At 72.3% G+C, this 17528-nt stretch carries 14 protein-coding genes; 11 read left to right on the forward strand and 3 right to left on the reverse strand.

Translation table 11 applies throughout. From position 1 onward, the window contains the following. Window positions 1-7 precede the first annotated feature (7 nt). The 5 genes from PE066_RS21015 (at window position 8) to PE066_RS21035 (ending at window position 7897) form a co-directional block, all read left to right on the forward strand. Window positions 8-2134, forward strand: a complete 2127-nt coding sequence (locus tag PE066_RS21015) for an AAA family ATPase (protein ID WP_271234458.1) — start codon at window positions 8-10, stop codon at window positions 2132-2134. Window positions 2135-2361: 227 nt separating this feature from the next. Then, window positions 2362-2859, forward strand: a complete 498-nt coding sequence (locus PE066_RS21020) for a response regulator (RefSeq protein WP_271234459.1) — start codon at window positions 2362-2364, stop codon at window positions 2857-2859. 139 nt (window positions 2860-2998) lie between these two features. Beyond that, window positions 2999-5122, forward strand: coding sequence for a hybrid sensor histidine kinase/response regulator (locus PE066_RS21025; RefSeq protein WP_271234460.1), 2124 nt, complete (start codon window positions 2999-3001; stop codon window positions 5120-5122). An 84-nt stretch (window positions 5123-5206) separates the two neighbouring features. Further along, on the forward strand, window positions 5207-5488 hold the full coding sequence (locus tag PE066_RS21030) for a hypothetical protein (RefSeq protein WP_271234461.1): 282 nt from the start codon (window positions 5207-5209) through the stop codon (window positions 5486-5488). A 69-nt stretch (window positions 5489-5557) separates the two neighbouring features. After that, on the forward strand, window positions 5558-7897 hold the full coding sequence (locus tag PE066_RS21035) for a DUF3482 domain-containing protein (protein WP_271234462.1): 2340 nt from the start codon (window positions 5558-5560) through the stop codon (window positions 7895-7897). A 9-nt stretch (window positions 7898-7906) separates the two neighbouring features. Here the strand turns inward: PE066_RS21035 and PE066_RS21040 are convergent, their stop codons facing one another. From PE066_RS21040 to PE066_RS21050, 3 genes are all read right to left on the reverse strand, one after another. Then, window positions 7907-8092 (reverse strand): CsbD family protein, encoded by a 186-nt coding sequence (locus PE066_RS21040; RefSeq protein WP_271234463.1) that lies wholly within the window; start codon window positions 8090-8092, stop codon window positions 7907-7909. Window positions 8093-8199: 107 nt separating this feature from the next. Further along, window positions 8200-9018, reverse strand: coding sequence for an alpha/beta fold hydrolase (locus PE066_RS21045; RefSeq protein WP_271234464.1), 819 nt, complete (start codon window positions 9016-9018; stop codon window positions 8200-8202). A 124-nt stretch (window positions 9019-9142) separates the two neighbouring features. Then, window positions 9143-11404, reverse strand: coding sequence for an ATP-dependent DNA helicase (locus PE066_RS21050; RefSeq protein ID WP_271234465.1), 2262 nt, complete (start codon window positions 11402-11404; stop codon window positions 9143-9145). Between the two features lie 54 nt (window positions 11405-11458). On the opposite strand from PE066_RS21050, the gene PE066_RS21055 reads away from it, so the two are divergent. The 6 genes from PE066_RS21055 to PE066_RS21080 are packed head-to-tail and all read left to right on the forward strand — an operon-like array spanning window position 11459 to window position 17525. Further along, window positions 11459-14389: a monovalent cation/H+ antiporter subunit A gene (locus PE066_RS21055; RefSeq protein WP_271234466.1), complete on the forward strand. Its 2931-nt coding sequence runs from the start codon at window positions 11459-11461 to the stop codon at window positions 14387-14389. Next, window positions 14389-14733, forward strand: coding sequence for a Na+/H+ antiporter subunit C (locus tag PE066_RS21060; RefSeq protein ID WP_271234467.1), 345 nt, complete (start codon window positions 14389-14391; stop codon window positions 14731-14733). The genes PE066_RS21055 and PE066_RS21060 overlap by 1 nt, the downstream gene beginning before the upstream one ends. Then, entirely contained in the window at window positions 14730-16421 is a 1692-nt protein-coding gene (locus PE066_RS21065; RefSeq protein ID WP_271234468.1) for a monovalent cation/H+ antiporter subunit D, read from the forward strand. Before PE066_RS21060 ends, PE066_RS21065 begins: the two co-directional genes overlap by 4 nt. Then, window positions 16418-16906 carry a Na+/H+ antiporter subunit E gene (locus PE066_RS21070; RefSeq protein ID WP_271234469.1) on the forward strand — a complete coding sequence of 163 codons (489 nt, stop codon included), beginning with the start codon at window positions 16418-16420 and terminating at the stop codon, window positions 16904-16906. Before PE066_RS21065 ends, PE066_RS21070 begins: the two co-directional genes overlap by 4 nt. Continuing rightward, on the forward strand, window positions 16903-17181 hold the full coding sequence (locus PE066_RS21075; RefSeq protein ID WP_271234470.1) for a K+/H+ antiporter subunit F: 279 nt from the start codon (window positions 16903-16905) through the stop codon (window positions 17179-17181). The genes PE066_RS21070 and PE066_RS21075 overlap by 4 nt, the downstream gene beginning before the upstream one ends. After that, window positions 17178-17525 (forward strand): Na+/H+ antiporter subunit G, encoded by a 348-nt coding sequence (locus PE066_RS21080; RefSeq protein WP_271234471.1) that lies wholly within the window; start codon window positions 17178-17180, stop codon window positions 17523-17525. The genes PE066_RS21075 and PE066_RS21080 overlap by 4 nt, the downstream gene beginning before the upstream one ends. Window positions 17526-17528: the final 3 nt, after the last annotated feature.

The following is a 17528-nucleotide window of genomic DNA, read 5'->3' on the forward strand; positions in this document are numbered from 1 at the left end:
GACTCGCATGTCTGATTTATCCGTCAGTTCCCATCCCGCCCCCGAGTTCGGCAAGGACGAGCAGCCTTCCGGCGGCCTCTGGCTGTCGATCAAGAAGGCGGCTGCGCGCGTTTCCGACTGGTTCGTCATCCAGAGCGCGGCCGTGAAATTGCTGGTCGTGGCCGTGCTCCTGATGATCCCGGTGACGGGGATCTATTCGATTGTGCTGATGCAGAAGCAGGCCGCCGTCGCGGCCGAGGTCCAGGCCATGGCCCAGGCCGGCCGCAAGGCCGCCTTCGACGAAAGCAAGCCGGTGGTGTTCGGCACCGGCTCGCTGCTGGGCTTCGTGCAGGCCAACCCGGTCGAGCGCATCACGGTGGTCTACAAGCCGCTGCTGTGGAACGTGTCCGAGCGCGTCGTGCTGGTCGAGTCGGCCGGCAAGCAGTACGCCTACTACCCGTCGGACATGGAAACCCAGATCTTCACCGACCAGGCGGTCACGGCGCCCTGGAGCGGCAAGCTGGCCTTCGTGCCGCGCTCGGACCTGAACGAGGCGAGCGTGAAGATCCTGGAGCGCCTGGACCAGGGCTTCGCCGGCGCCCGTCCGCAGTCGGAGAAGGACGCCTGGAAGGCCGGCGTGTCCGGCGTGCTGTCGGCCGCGCTCACCCTCGGCCTGCTGGGCTTCCTGGCGTTCCAGCTCAAGGGCCAGTTCAAGTCGCTCAAGTTCATCGAGCCTTCGCACGTGAGCGGCTCGCTGTCCGACCTGGTCGGCATGGACGACATCAAGTCCGAGGTCGCGCAGATCAAGGACCAGTACATGCGGCGCGCCGAGTACGCCGAGTACGGCATCAACAAGCCGTTCAACGTGATGTTCAGCGGCCCAGCCGGCACCGGCAAGACCAAGCTCGCCAGCTACCTGGCCAAGGAGCTGAACCTGCCGATCCTGTTCCACTCGGCGGTGAACCTGGAGACCGGCTACGTCGGCGGCGGCGCCGGCACGCTGTCGCGCATCGTGTCGATGGCCAAGCGGCGCAAGCGCTGCATCGTGTTCCTGGACGAGGCGCAGGACCTGTTCATGAAGCGCGGCGGCCACCGCAAGTTCGACGACGACACCCAGAACATGCTGCTGGCGGTGCTGGACGGCGTGCGCACCAAGAGCGACGCCGAGATCATCTGGATCGTTGCGTCCAACTTCAACAGCGAGCAGATGCAGATGGACGAGGCCATGCTGCGCCGCTTCCAGATGAAGGTGGACTTCCGCCTGCCCAACCGCGAGGAGCGGCTGGCCATCATCGAGCACTACTTGTCGCAGCGCGCCGACAAGGTGCTGCCGGAGCTGGACCTGCGCCACCTGGTGGAGATCACCGAGGGCCGCAGTCCGGCCGACCTGGAGACCATCGTCAACCAGGCCGGCATCACCGCGGTGCAGGCCGGCATCATGATCGGCTCCGACACGCTGATGCAGGCAGCCGAGCGCGTGCTGGTGGGCAACGTCAACGCCAACGCGACCAAGGAGCGTGAGCGCGACCGCCGCGTCATCGCCATCCACGAGTGGGGCCACTTCCTGGTCGACTTCGAGCAGGAGCGCAAGAAGGCCGGCGGCGACTGGGACGCGATCCTGGCCGACATGAAGACCATCAAGATCTCGCTCAAGGCCAACCCGCGCAACAACGCGCTGGGCTTCGTGTTCCACAAGCAGGGCGCCAACCTGCTCAAGACCAAGGCCGACATCGAGCACGACGTGCGCGTGCTGCTGGGCGGCATGGCCAACGAGGAGCTGTTCTTCGGCGAGGAGGGCACCACCAACGGCGCCCACAACGACATCACCCGCGTGACCAAGCTGCTGCACCACGCCGTCGGCGAGATGGGCATGTACCGCAAGACGCGCCTGAACTTCGGCGCGCTGGCCAACGACGGCCAGGGCGGCCGCCAGCTCGACGAGGAGACGCGCAGCATCATGGAAGCGCAGAGCGAGCGCCTGTACGGCGAGACCAAGTCGCTGCTGCTGCGCCTGAAGCCGCTGACCGAGCACCTGGCCGGCAAGCTGATGGAGCGCGGCGAGATGAGCCTGCGCGAGGCGCTGCACGAGATCCGCAGCTTCGAGGCGGCGTGCTGGTCGTTCAACTCCCGCATGGGCCTGCAGCCGGCCGCCTGAGCGCCGCAGCGCAAGCCTTGCCACGAAGGGGCCGCAGCGATGCGGCCCCTTCGTTCGTCTCGGGGCGCCCCATCAGGTCGCGCGCTCATGGTCGGGTTGGTGGCGCGCCACACCCGATGGAGCGCGCCAGCGTGATGCTGTGCGCACTTGCGCACCGTGTCCCGGGAATGCCCGGTTGTGCGGTCCTGCTGGGCTGGCCCGCGTGGCATCATCCGTTACAGATGTACATGTTCGAGGATCGCGTCTCTCACCGCGAAGGCAGGTCGACCCCGGCGGCCTCCCACTTCCCGCGCCAGCCGGCACCGCCCGCGCCCCTCGCGCCGGCCCCGCAGCGGCATGCCGGCGCCGGCATGCGCCGCGTGCTGGTCGTCGAGGACAACCCCGACGGGCTGGAGACGCTGCTGGCCCTGCTGGGCATGCTGGGCCACGAGGTCGCCGGTGCCGCCGACGGCGCACAGGCGCTCGAGCAGGCCATCGCCTTCCAGCCCGATGTCGTGCTGCTCGACCTCGGCCTGCCGGTGCTCGACGGCTTCGAGGTCGCGCGCAATCTGCGCCGCGACCCGCGCGCCGAAGGCGTCTTCATCGCGGCGCTGACCGGCTGGGGGGCCGACGGCGATCGCCAGCGCACCGCCGAGGCCGGCTTCGACGCCCACCTGACCAAGCCGGTGGAACTGGACGCGCTCGAGGCCGTGCTGGCCGGCAGCACGGTGCGCGGCAAGCGCTGACCGCGGCGCAGGCCTGTCGTTATCGTCGCGCCTCGGAATGCGTCATGGCTGAGTTGGGTTTGGGCTAGGCTCGCATCCGTTTCACCAGCGTCCCGAGCCCTTGATCTCCGTCACCGCCGTCCCGCCCGGAATCGAGCCATTGCCCTCATCGCCGTCGCCGCCTCCCGGGCGGTCGAGCCTGCAGGCGCTGCGCTGGCTGCCCTGGCTGTGCCTGCTGCTGCCCTTGCTGGCCTGGGCCAGCGTCGGCGTCCATCGCTACCAGCAGATGCGCAGCGAGACCGAGGTGCGGCTGGACCGCGCGCTGCGCATCGCCAGCGAGCACGCGTTGCGCGTGATGGATACCACCGAGTCGCTGCTGGCGCGGGTGGTGGACATCGCGGCCAGGCCGGGGCTGCACGTCGAGCACCAGCAGGCCGGCGTCCATGCGCTGCTGAGCGCCATGGCGCAGAACAAGCCGCAGCTGCAGAGCATCCTGGTGTTCGGCACCGATGGCCGGCCGCTGGTGAGCAGCCGCCTGTACCCGGCCCCGCCGATCGATGCATCCGACCGCGACTACTTCCGCTGGCACCAGCAGGGACGCGGCGGGGTCTATGTCTCGAGGCCGCTGGTCTCGCGCGTCACGGGGGAATCGTTCTTCGACGTCAGCACCGCGCGCCGGCAGCCGGACGGCAGCTTCGGCGGCGTGGTGTCGATCCGGCTGTTGACCGACTATTTCGAGCAGTTCCACCGCGACCTGGCCGCCGATGAGCCGGGCCTGGCGATCAACCTGCTGCGCGAGGACGGCCTGGTCTTCACGCGCTGGCCGGTGCTGCGCGATGCACCGGAGCGGCTGGCGCACAACAGCCCGGTGATGTCGCGCATCCGCGCCGGCGCCAGGGCCGGCACCTTGCACGGGGTCTCGTCGATCGACGGCCGCCCGCGGCTGCTGGCGTTCCGCAGGGTCGGCGACTACCCGATCTACCTGGGCACCGGCATGGACACGCTGGAGATCCGCAAGCGCTGGCTGCGCGAGATGGGCTGGCTGGCGGCCTTCGGCGCGCCGCCGGCAGTGGCGCTGTTCCTGGCGGTGCGGCTGGCGCTCCGCCGCAGCGGGGATGCGCTGGCAAGCGCGCACCGGCTGCAGCAGGAAACCGAGGCGCGCCGGCGGGTCGAGGAGGCGCTGCTGCAGGCGCAGAAGCTGGAGGCGCTGGGACGCCTGACGGGCGGCGTGGCGCACGACTTCAACAACGCGCTGATGGTGATCAGCAACAACCTGCTGCTGCTGCGGATGAAGCAGCCCCCCTCCGACGGGCCGTACCTCGATTCGATCCGGCGCGTCGCTTCCGCCACCAAGCTCACCCGCCAGTTGCTGGCGTTCTCGCGCCGCCAGGCGCTGGTGCCCGAGCAGGTGCGGCTGCAGGAGCGCCTGCCCGCCATCCGCGACCTGCTGGGCCCGGTGCTGGGCAGCCGCACCCGGCTGGAAATCACGGTCGAGCCGGACACCCGGCCGATCCGCGTCGATGCGGCCGAGTTCGAACTGGCCCTGCTCAACCTGGCGATCAATGCGCGCGACGCGCTCGAGCAGGACGGCCTGCTCGCGCTGTGCGCCCGCAACGCCGGCCCCGGCGAGCTGCCGCCGCTGGTGCAGGGCCCGCTGGTGATGGTGGAGGTGGCCGACAACGGCCGCGGCATTCCGCGGGACGTGCTCGACCGCGTGTTCGAGCCGTTCTTCACCACCAAGCCGGTGGGCGAGGGCACCGGCCTGGGCCTGAGCCAGGTCTATGGCCTGGCCCAGCGCGCCGGCGGCACCGCCACCGTTGCCAGCGAGCCAGGCCGGGGCACGCAGGTGCGCATGTTCTTCCCGCCCGACGAGCGCCCGCCGCCCAAGGACGACACGCTGCCCTCGCTCGGGCGGGCCCTGGCGCTGCAGGTCCTGATGGTGGAGGACAACGCCGAGGTGGCGGCGGCGCTGGCGCCGGTGCTGGAGGCGCTCGGCTGTCGCGTCACGCACTTCGACCGCGCCGGGGCCGCGCTCGCCTGGCTGGCGGCGCAGGAGCGCCTGCCCGATGTGCTGCTGACCGACGTGGTCATGCCCGGCGAGATGGATGGGGTGGCCCTGGCGCGCGCGGTGCGCCAGCGCTGGCCGTCGCTGCGGGTGATCGTGATGACCGGCTACGCGGAACAGCTCGACGTCATCGCGCAGCAGGGCTTCGACATCCTGCCCAAGCCGTGCACGCCCGAGATGCTGGTGCAGACGCTCGGGCGCGGTGCCGCCGCAACGTGACGGCTTGCACGGCGTTGCATCCGCCTGTGTGATGTTGCACACCGGTTGCACTTCGACACGCGGCGGCGGCCTAGCATGCCCTGCATGCGCTACACCCGCGAAGAGTACGCCAACATGCAGGCCGTGCAGCGCCGCGTGGCGCGGGCCGAAGCGGACTATGCGCGCTTTCGCGCGGCCTACCTGGAGATCGCCCAGCACCAGCCCGACCACGAGGTCGCGCTGGCCATGATCGGCGCCGACATGAACCGGGCCCACGCCTACCTGCAGGCGCTGATCGGGCTGCCGCCCACGCCATTCGAGAAGCAGCCCAGCGTGGTCGTGATGCGCGAGGCGCGCCGGCTGGCCGAGGAAAAGGGCAAGCACTAGGGATCGACCTGCGGTCGGCAAGGGCGAGGCGGCGTGGAGGCGGCTCGTCCTGTTCCTAGAATCGCAGGCTTGCACAGCGCCACCCCACCCACCGAACCGATCCACGTCAACGAGGCGCAGGCGCGCCGCATCGTGCTGGTGCAGGCGCTGGACGCGGCGGATCCGCACGGCAAGCTGGTCGGTGCGGCCGAGCGCGAGCAGGCCGACCGCGAGGCGCTGGCCGCCACTGGCGATCCGGCGCGCGGCGAGGCGCTCGACGCCAGGGCCTGGGTGCTGGAGCGGGCGAGCCGCCTGGCCGGCCTGCTGGAGCACCGGCAGCCGCGGCTGGCGGCCCTGCAGCGGCCGCCCCACTGGATGGCGTGGCTGGCCTGGGGGCTGCCCATGCTGGCGCTGGTGGCCGGCGGGCTGATCGAACGGATCGACAACCCCAAGCAGGTCAACCTGCTGTCGCCGCCGTTGCTGGCCTTCCTGCTGTGGAACCTGGCGGTCTACCTGTTCATCGCCGTCGCGGCCTTCTGGCCGCCCCGCGCTGCCGCCGGGCCGGGGCGCTGGGCGCGCCACCTCGAGGCACTGGCGGAACGCCCGCGCGGCGGCGTGGCGCAGCAGGTGGCCAACCGGTTCCGGCTGCAGTGGTGGCGCGTGGCCGGCGCGCTGGAGGGCCAGCGCTGGCGCCGCATCCTGCACACCTCGGCGGCGGCGTGGGCCGTCGGCGTCGCGGCCTCGATCGCCCTTGGCGGGCTGGTGCGCGAGTACCGCATCGGCTGGGAGAGCACGCTGCTGGAGCTGCCGCAGGTGCATGCCTTCCTGCAGTTCCTGTTCGCGCCGGTGGTCGCCGTCACCGGCATGGAGCCGTTCAGCCTGGACGAACTGGCGCGGCTGCACTTCGGCTCGGGCGAGGGCGTGGGCCGGGCCGAGGCCCGGCGCTGGGTGTTCCTCTACATGGGCCTGCTGGGCCTGCTGGTCGTGCTGCCGCGCGCCTTGCTGGCCCTGTGGGCGGCGCTGCGGCAACGCTGGCTGGCGGGCTCGATCGCGCTGGACCTGGGCGATGCCTACTTCACGCCGCTGCTGGGGCGGGTGCGGCCGGCGCGCGTGCTGCTGGCGATCGGCCGGGCCGCGGCCGATGGCGCGGATCCCCTGCAAACCATCCTGCGCCAGGCCTCCGGCGGCGTCCTGCCGGCGCGTCCCGGCGAGCCGTTCACCCTGTTCACCAGCGCGCGCGGCGACAGCCTGCAATGCGTCGTGCTGCCGGTCGGGCAGGCGGCGCCAATGGCGGTGCGCGCCGAGCCTCCCGCGGGCCGCTGGCCGGCATGGCTGCCGCTGGGCCGGCGCCCGCAGGCGCCGCTGGCCGTGGCGGGCGCGACCGACACGCTGCGCGCCGACGTGCTGCTGCTGGCCTGTTCGTCGCAGGACCCGCCGGACGCCTGGAGCGGGCTGCTGCAACAGGGCGCCTGGCCCGCGCTGCTGCTGGCCGGCGCGGGTTGCGAGTCGGCCTGTGCCGCGCTGCTGCGGCGCGCGCCGGCCGGCGGCGAGACCCTGCCGCTGGCGGCGCTGCCGACCTGGCGCGAGGACAGCCGGCTGCGCGCCGCCATCGAGCGCCTGCTGCCGCCGTACAAGGCGGCCGGCGCGCAGCGCCTGTGGTCGGTCTGGGAGGAACGCGCCCATGCCCGCCATGTCGAGTCGATGCGGCTGCTGGCCGCGGAAGTGGCGCAGGCGGCGCGCGACAGCGCGGAGCTGAACACCCGGCCCACCGGCATGCGCCAGCTGGTGGTGCGCGAGGAGCGCGAAGCCGGCCAGGCGGCCCGGCGGCAAGCCATGGCCGCGCTGCTGGGGCGCGTGCGCGAGCGCCAGGCCGGCGGCGACGCGCGACTGCGCGCGTTGCACGGGGTGGAGGGCGGGGGCGGGTCGCCGCTCGAGGCGCACGACCTGCCGGAGCGGTTCCGCATCGAGCAATCGGTGCACGAGCCCCAGGCCGGGCTGGCCGGGGCGGCGAGCGGCGCCGCGATGGGGGCCGCGGTCGACCTGATGACCGGCGGCCTCACGCTCGGCGCGGCGAGCGCGCTCGGCGCACTGGTGGGCGGCGGCGCCGCGCTGGTGGCGGCCGCCTGGAAGAACCGGGGCTCGCAGACGCCGGGCGGGTCCAGCGTGGCGCTGAGCGACGAGATGCTGCAGGCGCTGGTGGCCGCGGTGCTGCTGCGCTACCTGGACGCAGCGCACCGCGGCCGCGCCCTCGCCGAGCCTGACTTGTGGCGGACGAGGGCCGAGGCCGCGGTCACCGGTGAGCTGGCGGCGCTGCAGGCGCTCTGGCCACGGCTGCGAACCGAGGCCGCCGAGGGGGACGCCGTGGCGTCCCTCGCGAACTTGCTGGAGCGGCTCAGCCTGCGGGTGCTGGGCGAGCTGGGTGGCGGCTGACGCCGGCCGTCACGGCTTGCGCACGATCTGGTCGACGCCTTCCTTCACGTCGCCGACCTTCTTCTGCACCTTGCCCTGCTGTTCGCGGGCATGCCCCTTGGCCTCCTGCTCGCGGTCGCCGGTCGCCCGGCCGAGCCGTTCCTGGGCCTCGCCGGCGACTTCCTTCAGCTTGCCCTTGACCTGGTCCTTCTTCATCTCGAACTCCTTGGTGAATGAGGATGCGCACAAGGTAGGCCGCAGCGCGCGCGCTGCAAGCAAGAACAGGGCGGACGAACGCGTCCGTGCAGGCCTACACGATCCGCTCAGCGGGGGCTGCCCGCTTCCACCGTTTCCCGGATCCAGCGCACCGCCTCCTCGGCCGAGGCCATGGGCGCCCCCAGGTGGTCGGCGCGCGGCTCGTACAGGCGGTTGGCCGGGTGCGGCGGCAGGCCTTGCCACAGTTCGCGCCTGACCTTGCGCAGGTTGGCCAGGTCGCGTGTCGGCACCACCAGCAGCACCGGCGTGCCCGGCCGCAGGCGGCGCCACACGGCCTGCCAGTTCATCGCGCCGTCCGGGTCGAACCAGCTCACGTAGGCCGAGGGCACGGCTTGCGGCAGGTCGTAGCGCGCGGGGCTGACCACGTCGGAGTCCTGCAGCAGCGTGGGCTCGTTGCCGCGGCCGGCCGCCACCAGCCCGCGCGCCTTGGCGAGCTGGTCGTCCAGCGGCTTCATGTCGGCGCCGCCGTTCGGCGCGATCGCCACCAGCGCATCGACCGGCAGCCGCCCGGCCATGTGGGCGGCGAAAAAGCCGCCGAGGCTGAAGCCGGCCAGCACCAGCCGGGTCGCGCCTTCGCGGCGCAGCGCGTCCAGCGCGTCCTGCACGATGCGCTCGGCCGCCGCCACCGGCTGGCTGAAGGCGCGCGGGCCGCCATAGGGCAGGTCGGGCGTGCGCACCCGCCAGCCGGCGTCGCGCAGCCGGGCGGCCAGCGGCGCCATGCTCTGGCCATCGGCGCCGATGCCGTGCAGCAGCACGATGCCGATGCGGTGCGCGGGACCGGCGGCAGCGGGCGGCTGCGCCGGCGCGGCCCTCGCGCGGCCGAACAGGCTGGAAAGCAACAGGGCGGTCAGGGTGCGGCGGGACATGTCCACGGTTCGGATTCCGGCAACGGGGCGCAGCGCGAAGACCGACAGCGCGCCGCGGGCCACGCCCCGAACATAAACCGTGCACCCGCCGCGGGGGCCCGCGCGTGCTGGCCCGTTCGGGCCATCAGGCGTCCAGCTGCAGCCGCCACCACGCCGGCAGCAGCGCGCGCACCTCGGGGCGGGCGAAGCGGTCGTCGATCAGCACCACCGTGCCGCGGTCTTCGCGCGTGCGGATCACGCGGCCGGCGGCCTGCACCACCTTGCGCAGGCCGGGGTACAGGTAGGCGTAATCCCAGCCGGCGCCGAACGCGCGGCCCATGCGCCGGCGCATCTCCTCGTTGACCGGGTTCACCTGCGGCAAGCCCAGCGTGGCGATGAAGGCGCCGACCAGCCGGTCGCCCGGCAGGTCGATGCCTTCGCCGAAGCTGCCGCCCAGCACCGCGAAACCGAGCGCCCGGCCGCCGGGCACGAAGCGGTCCAGGAACTCGCGCCGCTGCGCTTCGGGCATGGCCGGCGACTGCTGGAACACCGGCCAGTCCGGCTCGCGCTCGCGCAGCGCCGCCGCCACCCGCGCCATGTAGTCGAAGCTGCTGAAGAAGGCCAGCCAGTTGCCCGGCTGCGCCCGGTACTGCCGTGCGACCAGCTCGGCGATCGGCGCGACCGAGCGCTCGCGGTCCTGCCAGCGGGTGGAGATGCTGCGCACCAGCCGCACGTTGAGCTGGTCGGCCGCGAAGGGGGAGTCCACCGCGATCCAGGCCGTCTGCTCCGGCAAGCCGAGCATGTCGCGGTAGAAGCCGTCGGGCGCCAGCGTCGCCGAGAACAGCACCACCGACTGCGCGTTGCGCACGCGCTCGCCGAGGAAGGGCGCGGGAATCAGGTTGCGGATGCACGGCAGCGCCTGCGGGCCGCGCGGGCCGGCGCGCAGCGTCACGTCGAACACGGAGTGCTCGCCGAAGCTCTCGGCCAGCCGCAGCATCGCCAGCGCATCGAACCAGAACTGCTGCAGCTGCGGGGCCGGCTCCTGCGGCGCCTCGGCCAGGTGGTCGGCGATGGCGGCCGAGGCGTTCTGCAGCGCATCGAGCCAGTCGTCGGGCAGCTTCTCGTGCACCGCGTAGGCCTCCTGCTGCGAGGCGGCGAGCCCGTCCCAGGCGCGCGCCAGCCGGCCCAGCGCGCGCTTGACCTTGGGCGGCGCCTTGGGGCGCAGCGCATGCAGCGCCGCCGGATCCATCTGCGCCGAGTACATCTCGCGCCCGCGCTCGACCAGGTTGTGCGCCTCGTCCACCAGCAGCGTGGCGCGCCAGCCTTCCTCCTGCGCCAGCGCGTGCAGCAGCGCCCCGCCGTCGAACCAGTAGTTGTAGTCGCCCACGACCACGTCGGTCCAGCGCGCCAGCTCCTGCGACAGGTAGTAGGGACAGACCGAATGGGCCAGCGCGACCTCGCGCAGCGGCGCGCGGTCCATGGCGCCGCCAGCCAGCGCGGCGGCCCGCGCCGCCGGCAACCGGTCGTAGAAGCCCTTGGCCAGCGGGCAGGAGTCGCCGTGGCAGGCCTTGTCCGGGTGCTCGCAGGCCTTGTCGCGTGCCACCAGTTCCAGCACGCGCAGCGGCGCGCCGGCCGCCGTACCGGTGATGCGCTCGAGCGCGTGCAGCGCCAGCTGCCGCCCGGGCGTCTTGGCGGCCAGGAAGAACAGCTTGTCGATGCGCGCGCCGGGCAGCGCCTTGAGCACCGGGAACAGCGTGCCCACGGTCTTGCCGATGCCGGTGGGCGCCTGCGCCAGCAGGCAGCGGCCGTGCATCGCGATGCGGTAGGCGGCTTCGGCCAGTTCGCGCTGCCCGGGCCGGAACGCCTCGTGCGGAAAGGCGAGGGCGGCCATCGCCGCGTCGCGCCCCTCGCGGTGCGCCAGCTCCTGGTCGGCCCAGTCCAGGAAGCGCGTGCACAGCGCCTCGAAGAACGCGCGCAGCTCCTCGCGCGTGTGGAGCGCCTCGATGCGCGTCTCCTTCTGGCGGCCGACGTCGTAGTAGACCAGCGCGATCTCCAGCGACTCGATGCCGCGTGCCTCGCACAGCAGCCAGCCGTAGATGCGGGCCTGGGCCCAGTGCAGGTGGCGGTGGTTGGCCGGCTGGCGCGCCAGGTCGCCGCGGTGGGTCTTGATCTCCTCCAGCCGGTTGCGCGCCGGGTCGTAGCCGTCGGCGCGGCCGCGCACGCGCAGGCGGCCGAAGCTGCCTTCCAGCGCCAGCTCGCGCTCGTAGCCGGCGCCGCGCGCGCGGGTCACCGCCGCGTGGCCGGCGATGCCCTCCAGCGCCGTCGGCGCCGGCGTGAAGCGCAGGTCGAGGTCGCCCGCCTTGGCCGTGAACTCGCACAGGGTCCGGACGGCGACGGTGTAGGCCATGGCCGTCGATGGTAGCGGCGCGCTGCTGAACGACCGTCCACTACACTCGAGTGGATGTCCTTGGGGTGGGTGCTTCTTCTTCCGTTCGTTGGCAGCGCGCTGGCTGCCGTGCTGCCCACGCGCGCCCGCAACCAGGAGTCGCTGCTGGCCGCCGTCGTCGCGCTCGCCACGGCGGTGCCGCTCGCGCTGCTGTTTCCCGACGTGGCCGGTGGCGGGGTGGTCAGCCAGCGCATCGAGTGGCTGCCCAGCCTCGGGCTGGACCTGCTGATCCGCGTCGACGGCTTCGCCTGGATGTTCGCGATGCTGGTCACGGTGATCGGCGCGCTGGTGGTGGTCTATGCGCGCTACTACCTGTCGGCCGACGATCCGGCGGCGCGCTTCTATTCACTGCTGCTCGGCTTCATGGGCTCCATGCTCGGCGTGGTGCTCTCGGGCAACCTGATCCAGCTGGTGGTGTTCTGGGAGCTCACCAGCCTGTTCTCGTTCCTGCTGATCGGCTACTGGCACCACCGCAAGGAGGCGCGGCGCGGCGCGCGCATCGCCTTCGTGGTCACCGCCACCGGCGGGCTGGCGCTGCTGGCCGGCGTGATGCTGATCGGGCACATCGTCGGCAGCTACGAGCTCGACGCGGTGCTGCTGGCCGGCGAGCGCATCCGCGGCCACGAGTTCTACCCCTATGCGGTCGTGCTGGTGCTGCTGGGCGCGCTGACCAAGAGCGCGCAGTTCCCCTTCCACTTCTGGCTGCCGCATGCGATGGCGGCGCCCACGCCAGTGTCGGCCTACCTGCACTCGGCCACCATGGTGAAGGCCGGCGTGTTCCTGATGGCGCGGCTGTGGCCGGTGCTGGCCGGCACCGACGCCTGGTTCTGGATCGTCGGCGGTGCCGGCGTCACCAGCCTGCTGCTGGGCGCCTACGCCGCCATGTTCCAGAACGACCTGAAGGGACTGCTGGCCTACTCCACCATCAGCCACCTCGGGCTGATCACCCTGCTGCTGGGCCTGAACAGCCCGCTGGCGGCGGTGGCGGCGGTGTTCCACATGATGAACCATGCGACCTTCAAGGCGTCGCTGTTCATGGCGGTGGGCATCATCGACCACGAGACCGGCACCCGTGACATGCGCCGGCTCGACGGCCTGTACCGCTACATGCCGAGCACCGCCCGGCTGGCCATGGTGGCCTGCGCCGCCATGGCCGGCGTGCCGCTGCTCAACGGCTTCCTGTCCAAGGAGATGTTCTTTGCCGAGACCGTGTTCGTCCAGGGCCAGCCCTGGCTCGAGCACGGGCTGCCGATCGTCGCCACGCTGTACGGCATCTTCGCCGTCGTCTATTCGCTGCGCTTCGGCCACGACGTGTTCTTCGGCCCGCCGCCGGTCAACTGCCCGCGGGTGCCGGAAGAGCCGGTGCGCTGGATGCGCGCGCCGATCGCCTTGCTGGTGCTGGCCTGCCTGCTGGTGGGCATCGTGCCCAACTGGGCGATCGGCGACGTGCTGCGCGCCGCCGCCGATCCGGTGGTGGGCGGCAAGCTGCCGGCCTTCAGCCTGGCGATCTGGCACGGCTTCACCACGCCGCTGGCGATGAGCCTGCTGGCCCTGCTGGGCGGGATGCTGCTGTACCGGGTGTTCGGCGAGCGCCTCAAGCAGCGCACCGCGCGCAGCACGCCGCTGATCGGCGCGCTCGACGGCAAGCGCCTGTTCGAGGTGGTGCTGGCCCAGCTCACCCGCGCGGCGCGGCGCTCGATGCGCATCACCAGCAGCCCCCACCTGCAGACCCAGGTGCTGTGGATGCTGGTGATCGCCGGCGCCGCCGGCCTCGGCTCGACGCTGCTGGTGCCGCTGGAGTGGGGCCAGCGCGAGCGGGTGCCGGCCACGCCGGAGTTCGTGCTGCTGTGGGCCGTCGGGGCCGCCGCCGCCGTGGGGGCCGCCTGGCAGGCCAAGTTCCACCGGCTGGTGGCGCTGATCCTGCTCAGCCTGGTGGGCATCGTGCTGTGCCTGACCTTTGCCTGGTTCTCGGCGCCCGACCTGGCGCTGACCCAGCTGGCGGTGGAAGCGGTCACCGCCGTGCTGTTCCTGCTCGGCCTGCGCTGGATGCCCAAGCGGATCGCGCAGGACGACCCCAGCACCCGCCTGCGCGCGCAGTGGCGGCGCCGGCGCGACTTCGTGCTGGCGGTGCTGGCCGGCGCCGGGTTGGCGGCGCTGTCGTACGCGATGCTCACGCGCAGCGCGCCGCAGAGCATCTCGCCGTTCTTCCTGGACAAGGCGCTGCCCGAGGGCGGCGGCACCAACGTGGTCAACGTGATGCTGGTGGACTTCCGCGCCTTCGACACGCTGGGCGAGATCACCGTGCTGGGCATCGTCGGCCTGACCGTGTTCGCGCTGCTGCGCCGGTTCCGGCCGCCGCGCGAGGTGATCGAGCTGCCGCCGCAGCAGCGCGCCTTGCGCGGGGTGCCGTCGACCGACCTGCTGCGGCCGCAGGGCGCGGTTGTGCCGGAGGAGGAAGAGGAAGCGAACCCGCACGGCTACATGATGGTGCCGGCGGTGCTGGTGCGGCTGGTGCTGCCGCTCGCCATCGTGGTGGCGGTGCACCTGTTCCTGCGCGGCCACAACCAGCCGGGCGGCGGCTTCGTCGCCGGCCTGGTGATCGCGATCGCCTTCATCGTCCAGTACATGGTGGGCGGCACCCAGTGGGTGGAAGAGCGGGTCAACCTGCGGCCGCCGCGCTGGATCGCCTGGGGCCTGGTGCTCGCGGTCGCCACCGGGCTCGGGTCGCTGGCCTTCGACCATCCGTTCCTGACCACGCACACCGCCCACGTCGAGCTGCCGGTGATCGGCGAGGTGCACTTCCCGAGCGCGACCCTGTTCGACCTCGGCGTGCTGGCGGTGGTGGTCGGCTCGACCCTGCTGATGCTGACGGCGTTGGCGCACCAGTCGCTGCGTGCCCGGCGCCGTCCGCTGCGCACCGCCGTCAAGGCCGAGGAGGCCGCCTGATGGAAGTCGTGGTCTCGCTCGCCATCGGGGTGCTGGTCTCGGCCGGGGTCTGGCTGGTGCTGCGGCCGCGCAGCTACCAGGTGCTGATCGGCCTGTCGCTGCTGTCCTATGCCACCAACCTGTTCATCTTCGCGGTGGGCAGCCTGTCCGAGGCCAACGAGCCGATCGTCAAGCCCGGGCTGGCGGCCGACCTGGTCAACTACACCGATCCCCTGCCGCAGTCGCTGGTGCTCACCGCCATCGTGATCGGCTTCGCCACCACCGCGCTGTTCCTGGTGGTGCTGCTGGCGCTGCGCGGCCTGACGGACACCGACCACGTGGACGGGCAGGAGGAGCGGCCATGATTTTCGGCCTGACCCAGGCCCACCTGGTTGCCGCGCCGATCCTGCTGCCGCTGCTGACGGCGGCGCTGATGGTGGCCATCGGCGAGCGCCGCTGGATGATCAAGGCCGGGCTCAACATCGTCTCGATGATGGCCAGCCTGGCGCTGGCCGCGTGGCTGCTCGGCTGGGTGCACGCGGGCGGCCAGCCCGGCGTGTTCGGCGTCTACCTGCCCGGCAACTGGCCGGTGCCCTACGGCATCGTGCTGGTGCTGGACCGCCTGTCGGGCCTGCTGCTGGTGCTGGCCGCCTGCGCCGGGCTGGCCGCACTGCTGTTCTCGCTGGCGCGCTGGCACCGCGCCGGCGTCTGGTTCCACCCGCTGCTGCAGTTGCAGCTGATGGGGCTGAACGGGGCCTTCCTCACCGGCGACCTGTTCAACCTGTTCGTGTTCTTCGAGGTGCTGCTGGCGGCGTCGTACGGGCTGCTGCTGCACGGCGGCGGCGGCCTGCGGGTGCGCGCCGGGCTGCACTACATCGCCGTCAACCTGCTGGCCTCGCTGCTGTTCCTGCTCGGGGTGGCGCTGATCTACGGCGTGACCGGCACGCTCAACATGGCCGACATCGCCGCCAAGCTGCCGGCGGTGCCGGACACCGACCGCGGCCTGCTGCATGCCGGCGCCGCGCTGCTGGCGATGGCCTTCCTGGCCAAGGCGGCGCAGTGGCCGCTCAACTTCTGGCTGCCGCCGGCCTATTCGGCCGCCAGCGCGCCGGCGGCGGCGATGTTCGCCATCCTCACCAAGGTCGGGGTGTACGCGGTGCTGCGGCTGTGGACGCTGTGCTTTCCGGCCGGCGCCGGCGAATCGGCGCACTTCGGCGGCAACGTGCTGGTCTGGGGCGGGCTGGTCACGATCGGCTTCGGCGCCTTCGGCATGCTGGCCTCGCAGCAGCTCGGCCGCCTGGCCGGCTATTCGATCATCGCCTCGGCCGGCACGGTGATGGCCGCGATCGGCTTCGACCGGCCCACGCTGACGGGGGGCGCGCTGTTCTACCTGTCCAGCTCGGTGCTGGCGGGCGCGGCGATGTTCCTGCTGGCCGAACTGGTCGAGCGGGCGCGCGAGGCCGAGGTGGACCCGCCGCGCGCCGACAACGTGGTGGGCCGGCTGCCGATGTTCGGCGCCGAGCCGCCGCAGGACGTCAACCTGGACGACGAGCAGGTGGCGCTGATCGGCCGCGTGATGCCCGCCGCCGTCGCCTTCCTGAGCCTGGCCTTCCTGCTGTGCACGCTGGCGCTGGCCGGCCTGCCGCCGCTGTCCGGCTTCGTCGGCAAGGTGGCCATGCTGTCGGCGCTGCTGGAGAGCGGGCCGACCGAGGCCTCGGGGCCGGCCGCGCGCTGGACCCTGTTCGGGCTGCTGTTCGTCTCCGGCCTGTTCGCCGCCATCGCGCTGACGCGTGCCTTCATCGGCCACCTGTGGGCGCCGCAGGGGCGGCGGCCGCCGCAGCTGCGCCTGACCGAGGCGCTGCCGGTGGCGCTGCTGCTGGGCGGCACCATCGTGCTGGTGCTGCGCGCCGAACCCGCGCTGGCCTACATGCAGGCGACGGCGGCCGACCTGCACGAGCCGCAACGCTACATCTCGGCGGTGCAGTCGGCACGGCCGGTGCAGCGGACCGATTCGCTGGCACGGCCCGCGCGCGACGGGGAGGACGGGCCGTGAGGCGCTGGTTTCCCTCGCTCATCCTGTCGGCCGCGCTGTGGGTGATGTGGCTGGTGCTCAACGGCAGCGCCAGCCCGGGCCACCTGATCCTGGGCGGCGTGATCGGGCTGGCGGTGCCGGTGCTGGTGGCGCCGCTCAAGCCGGCGGCCGGCCGCCTGCGCAAGCCGCTGGTGCTGGCCCGGCTGATCCTCGTGGTGGGCCACGACGTGGTGCAGTCGGCGCTGGACGTGGGGCACGGCATCCTGCGCTCGCGGCGCCAGCCGCCGCGCGGCAGCTTCGTCGACATCCCGCTCGAACTGCGCGACCCGTTCGGGCTGGCGGCGCTGGCGATGATCACCACCGTGGTGCCGGGCACGGTGTGGTCGGAACTGGCGCCCGACAGCAGCACGCTGCGGCTGCACGTGTTCGACCTGGCCGGCGAAGCCGAATTCATCGAGCACTACAAGCGCCGCTACGAGCGCCCGCTCAAGGAGATCTTCGGATGAGCACCCTGTTCACGCTGGCGGTCGGCGCCACCCTGGTCCTCTACGCCCTGGCCATCATCGTGGCCACGCTGCGACTGGCCCGCGGACCGCGCGCCCAGGACCGGGTGCTGGCGCTGGATTTCATCTACGTGGTGGCGACGCTGGTGGTGCTGGTGCTGGCGATCCGCTACGACAGCAGCATGTACTTCGAGGCCGCGCTGCTGATGGCGCTGTTCGGCTTTGCGAGTTCGGCCGCCATGGCCAAGTTCCTGCTGCGCGGCGAGGTGATCGAATGATGCTGCTGGTCGAGACCGTCGTCGCGCTGCTGCTGCTGGCCAGCGGCCTGGTCACGCTGGTCGGCGCGCTCGGCCTGTGGCGGCTGCAGGACTACTTCCAGCGCATGCACGCGCCGGCGCTGGCCTACACCCTGGGCAGCTGGGCGGTCGCGTTCGCCTCCATGCTGTACTTCAGCTTCAGCGAACACCGGCTGTCGCTGCAGGCCTGGGTGATCATCATCCTGCTGTCGATCACGGCGCCGGTCGCCACCGTGCTGCTGGCGCGCGCTGCCCTGTTCCGCGAGCGCCAGGCCGGCGCCACCGGGCTGCCGCCGCCGCTGGGCCCGCAGGACGACGCGACCTGATGC

The organism is Ramlibacter tataouinensis, assembly GCF_027941915.1.
Classification (GTDB): domain Bacteria; phylum Pseudomonadota; class Gammaproteobacteria; order Burkholderiales; family Burkholderiaceae_C; genus Ramlibacter; species Ramlibacter tataouinensis_C.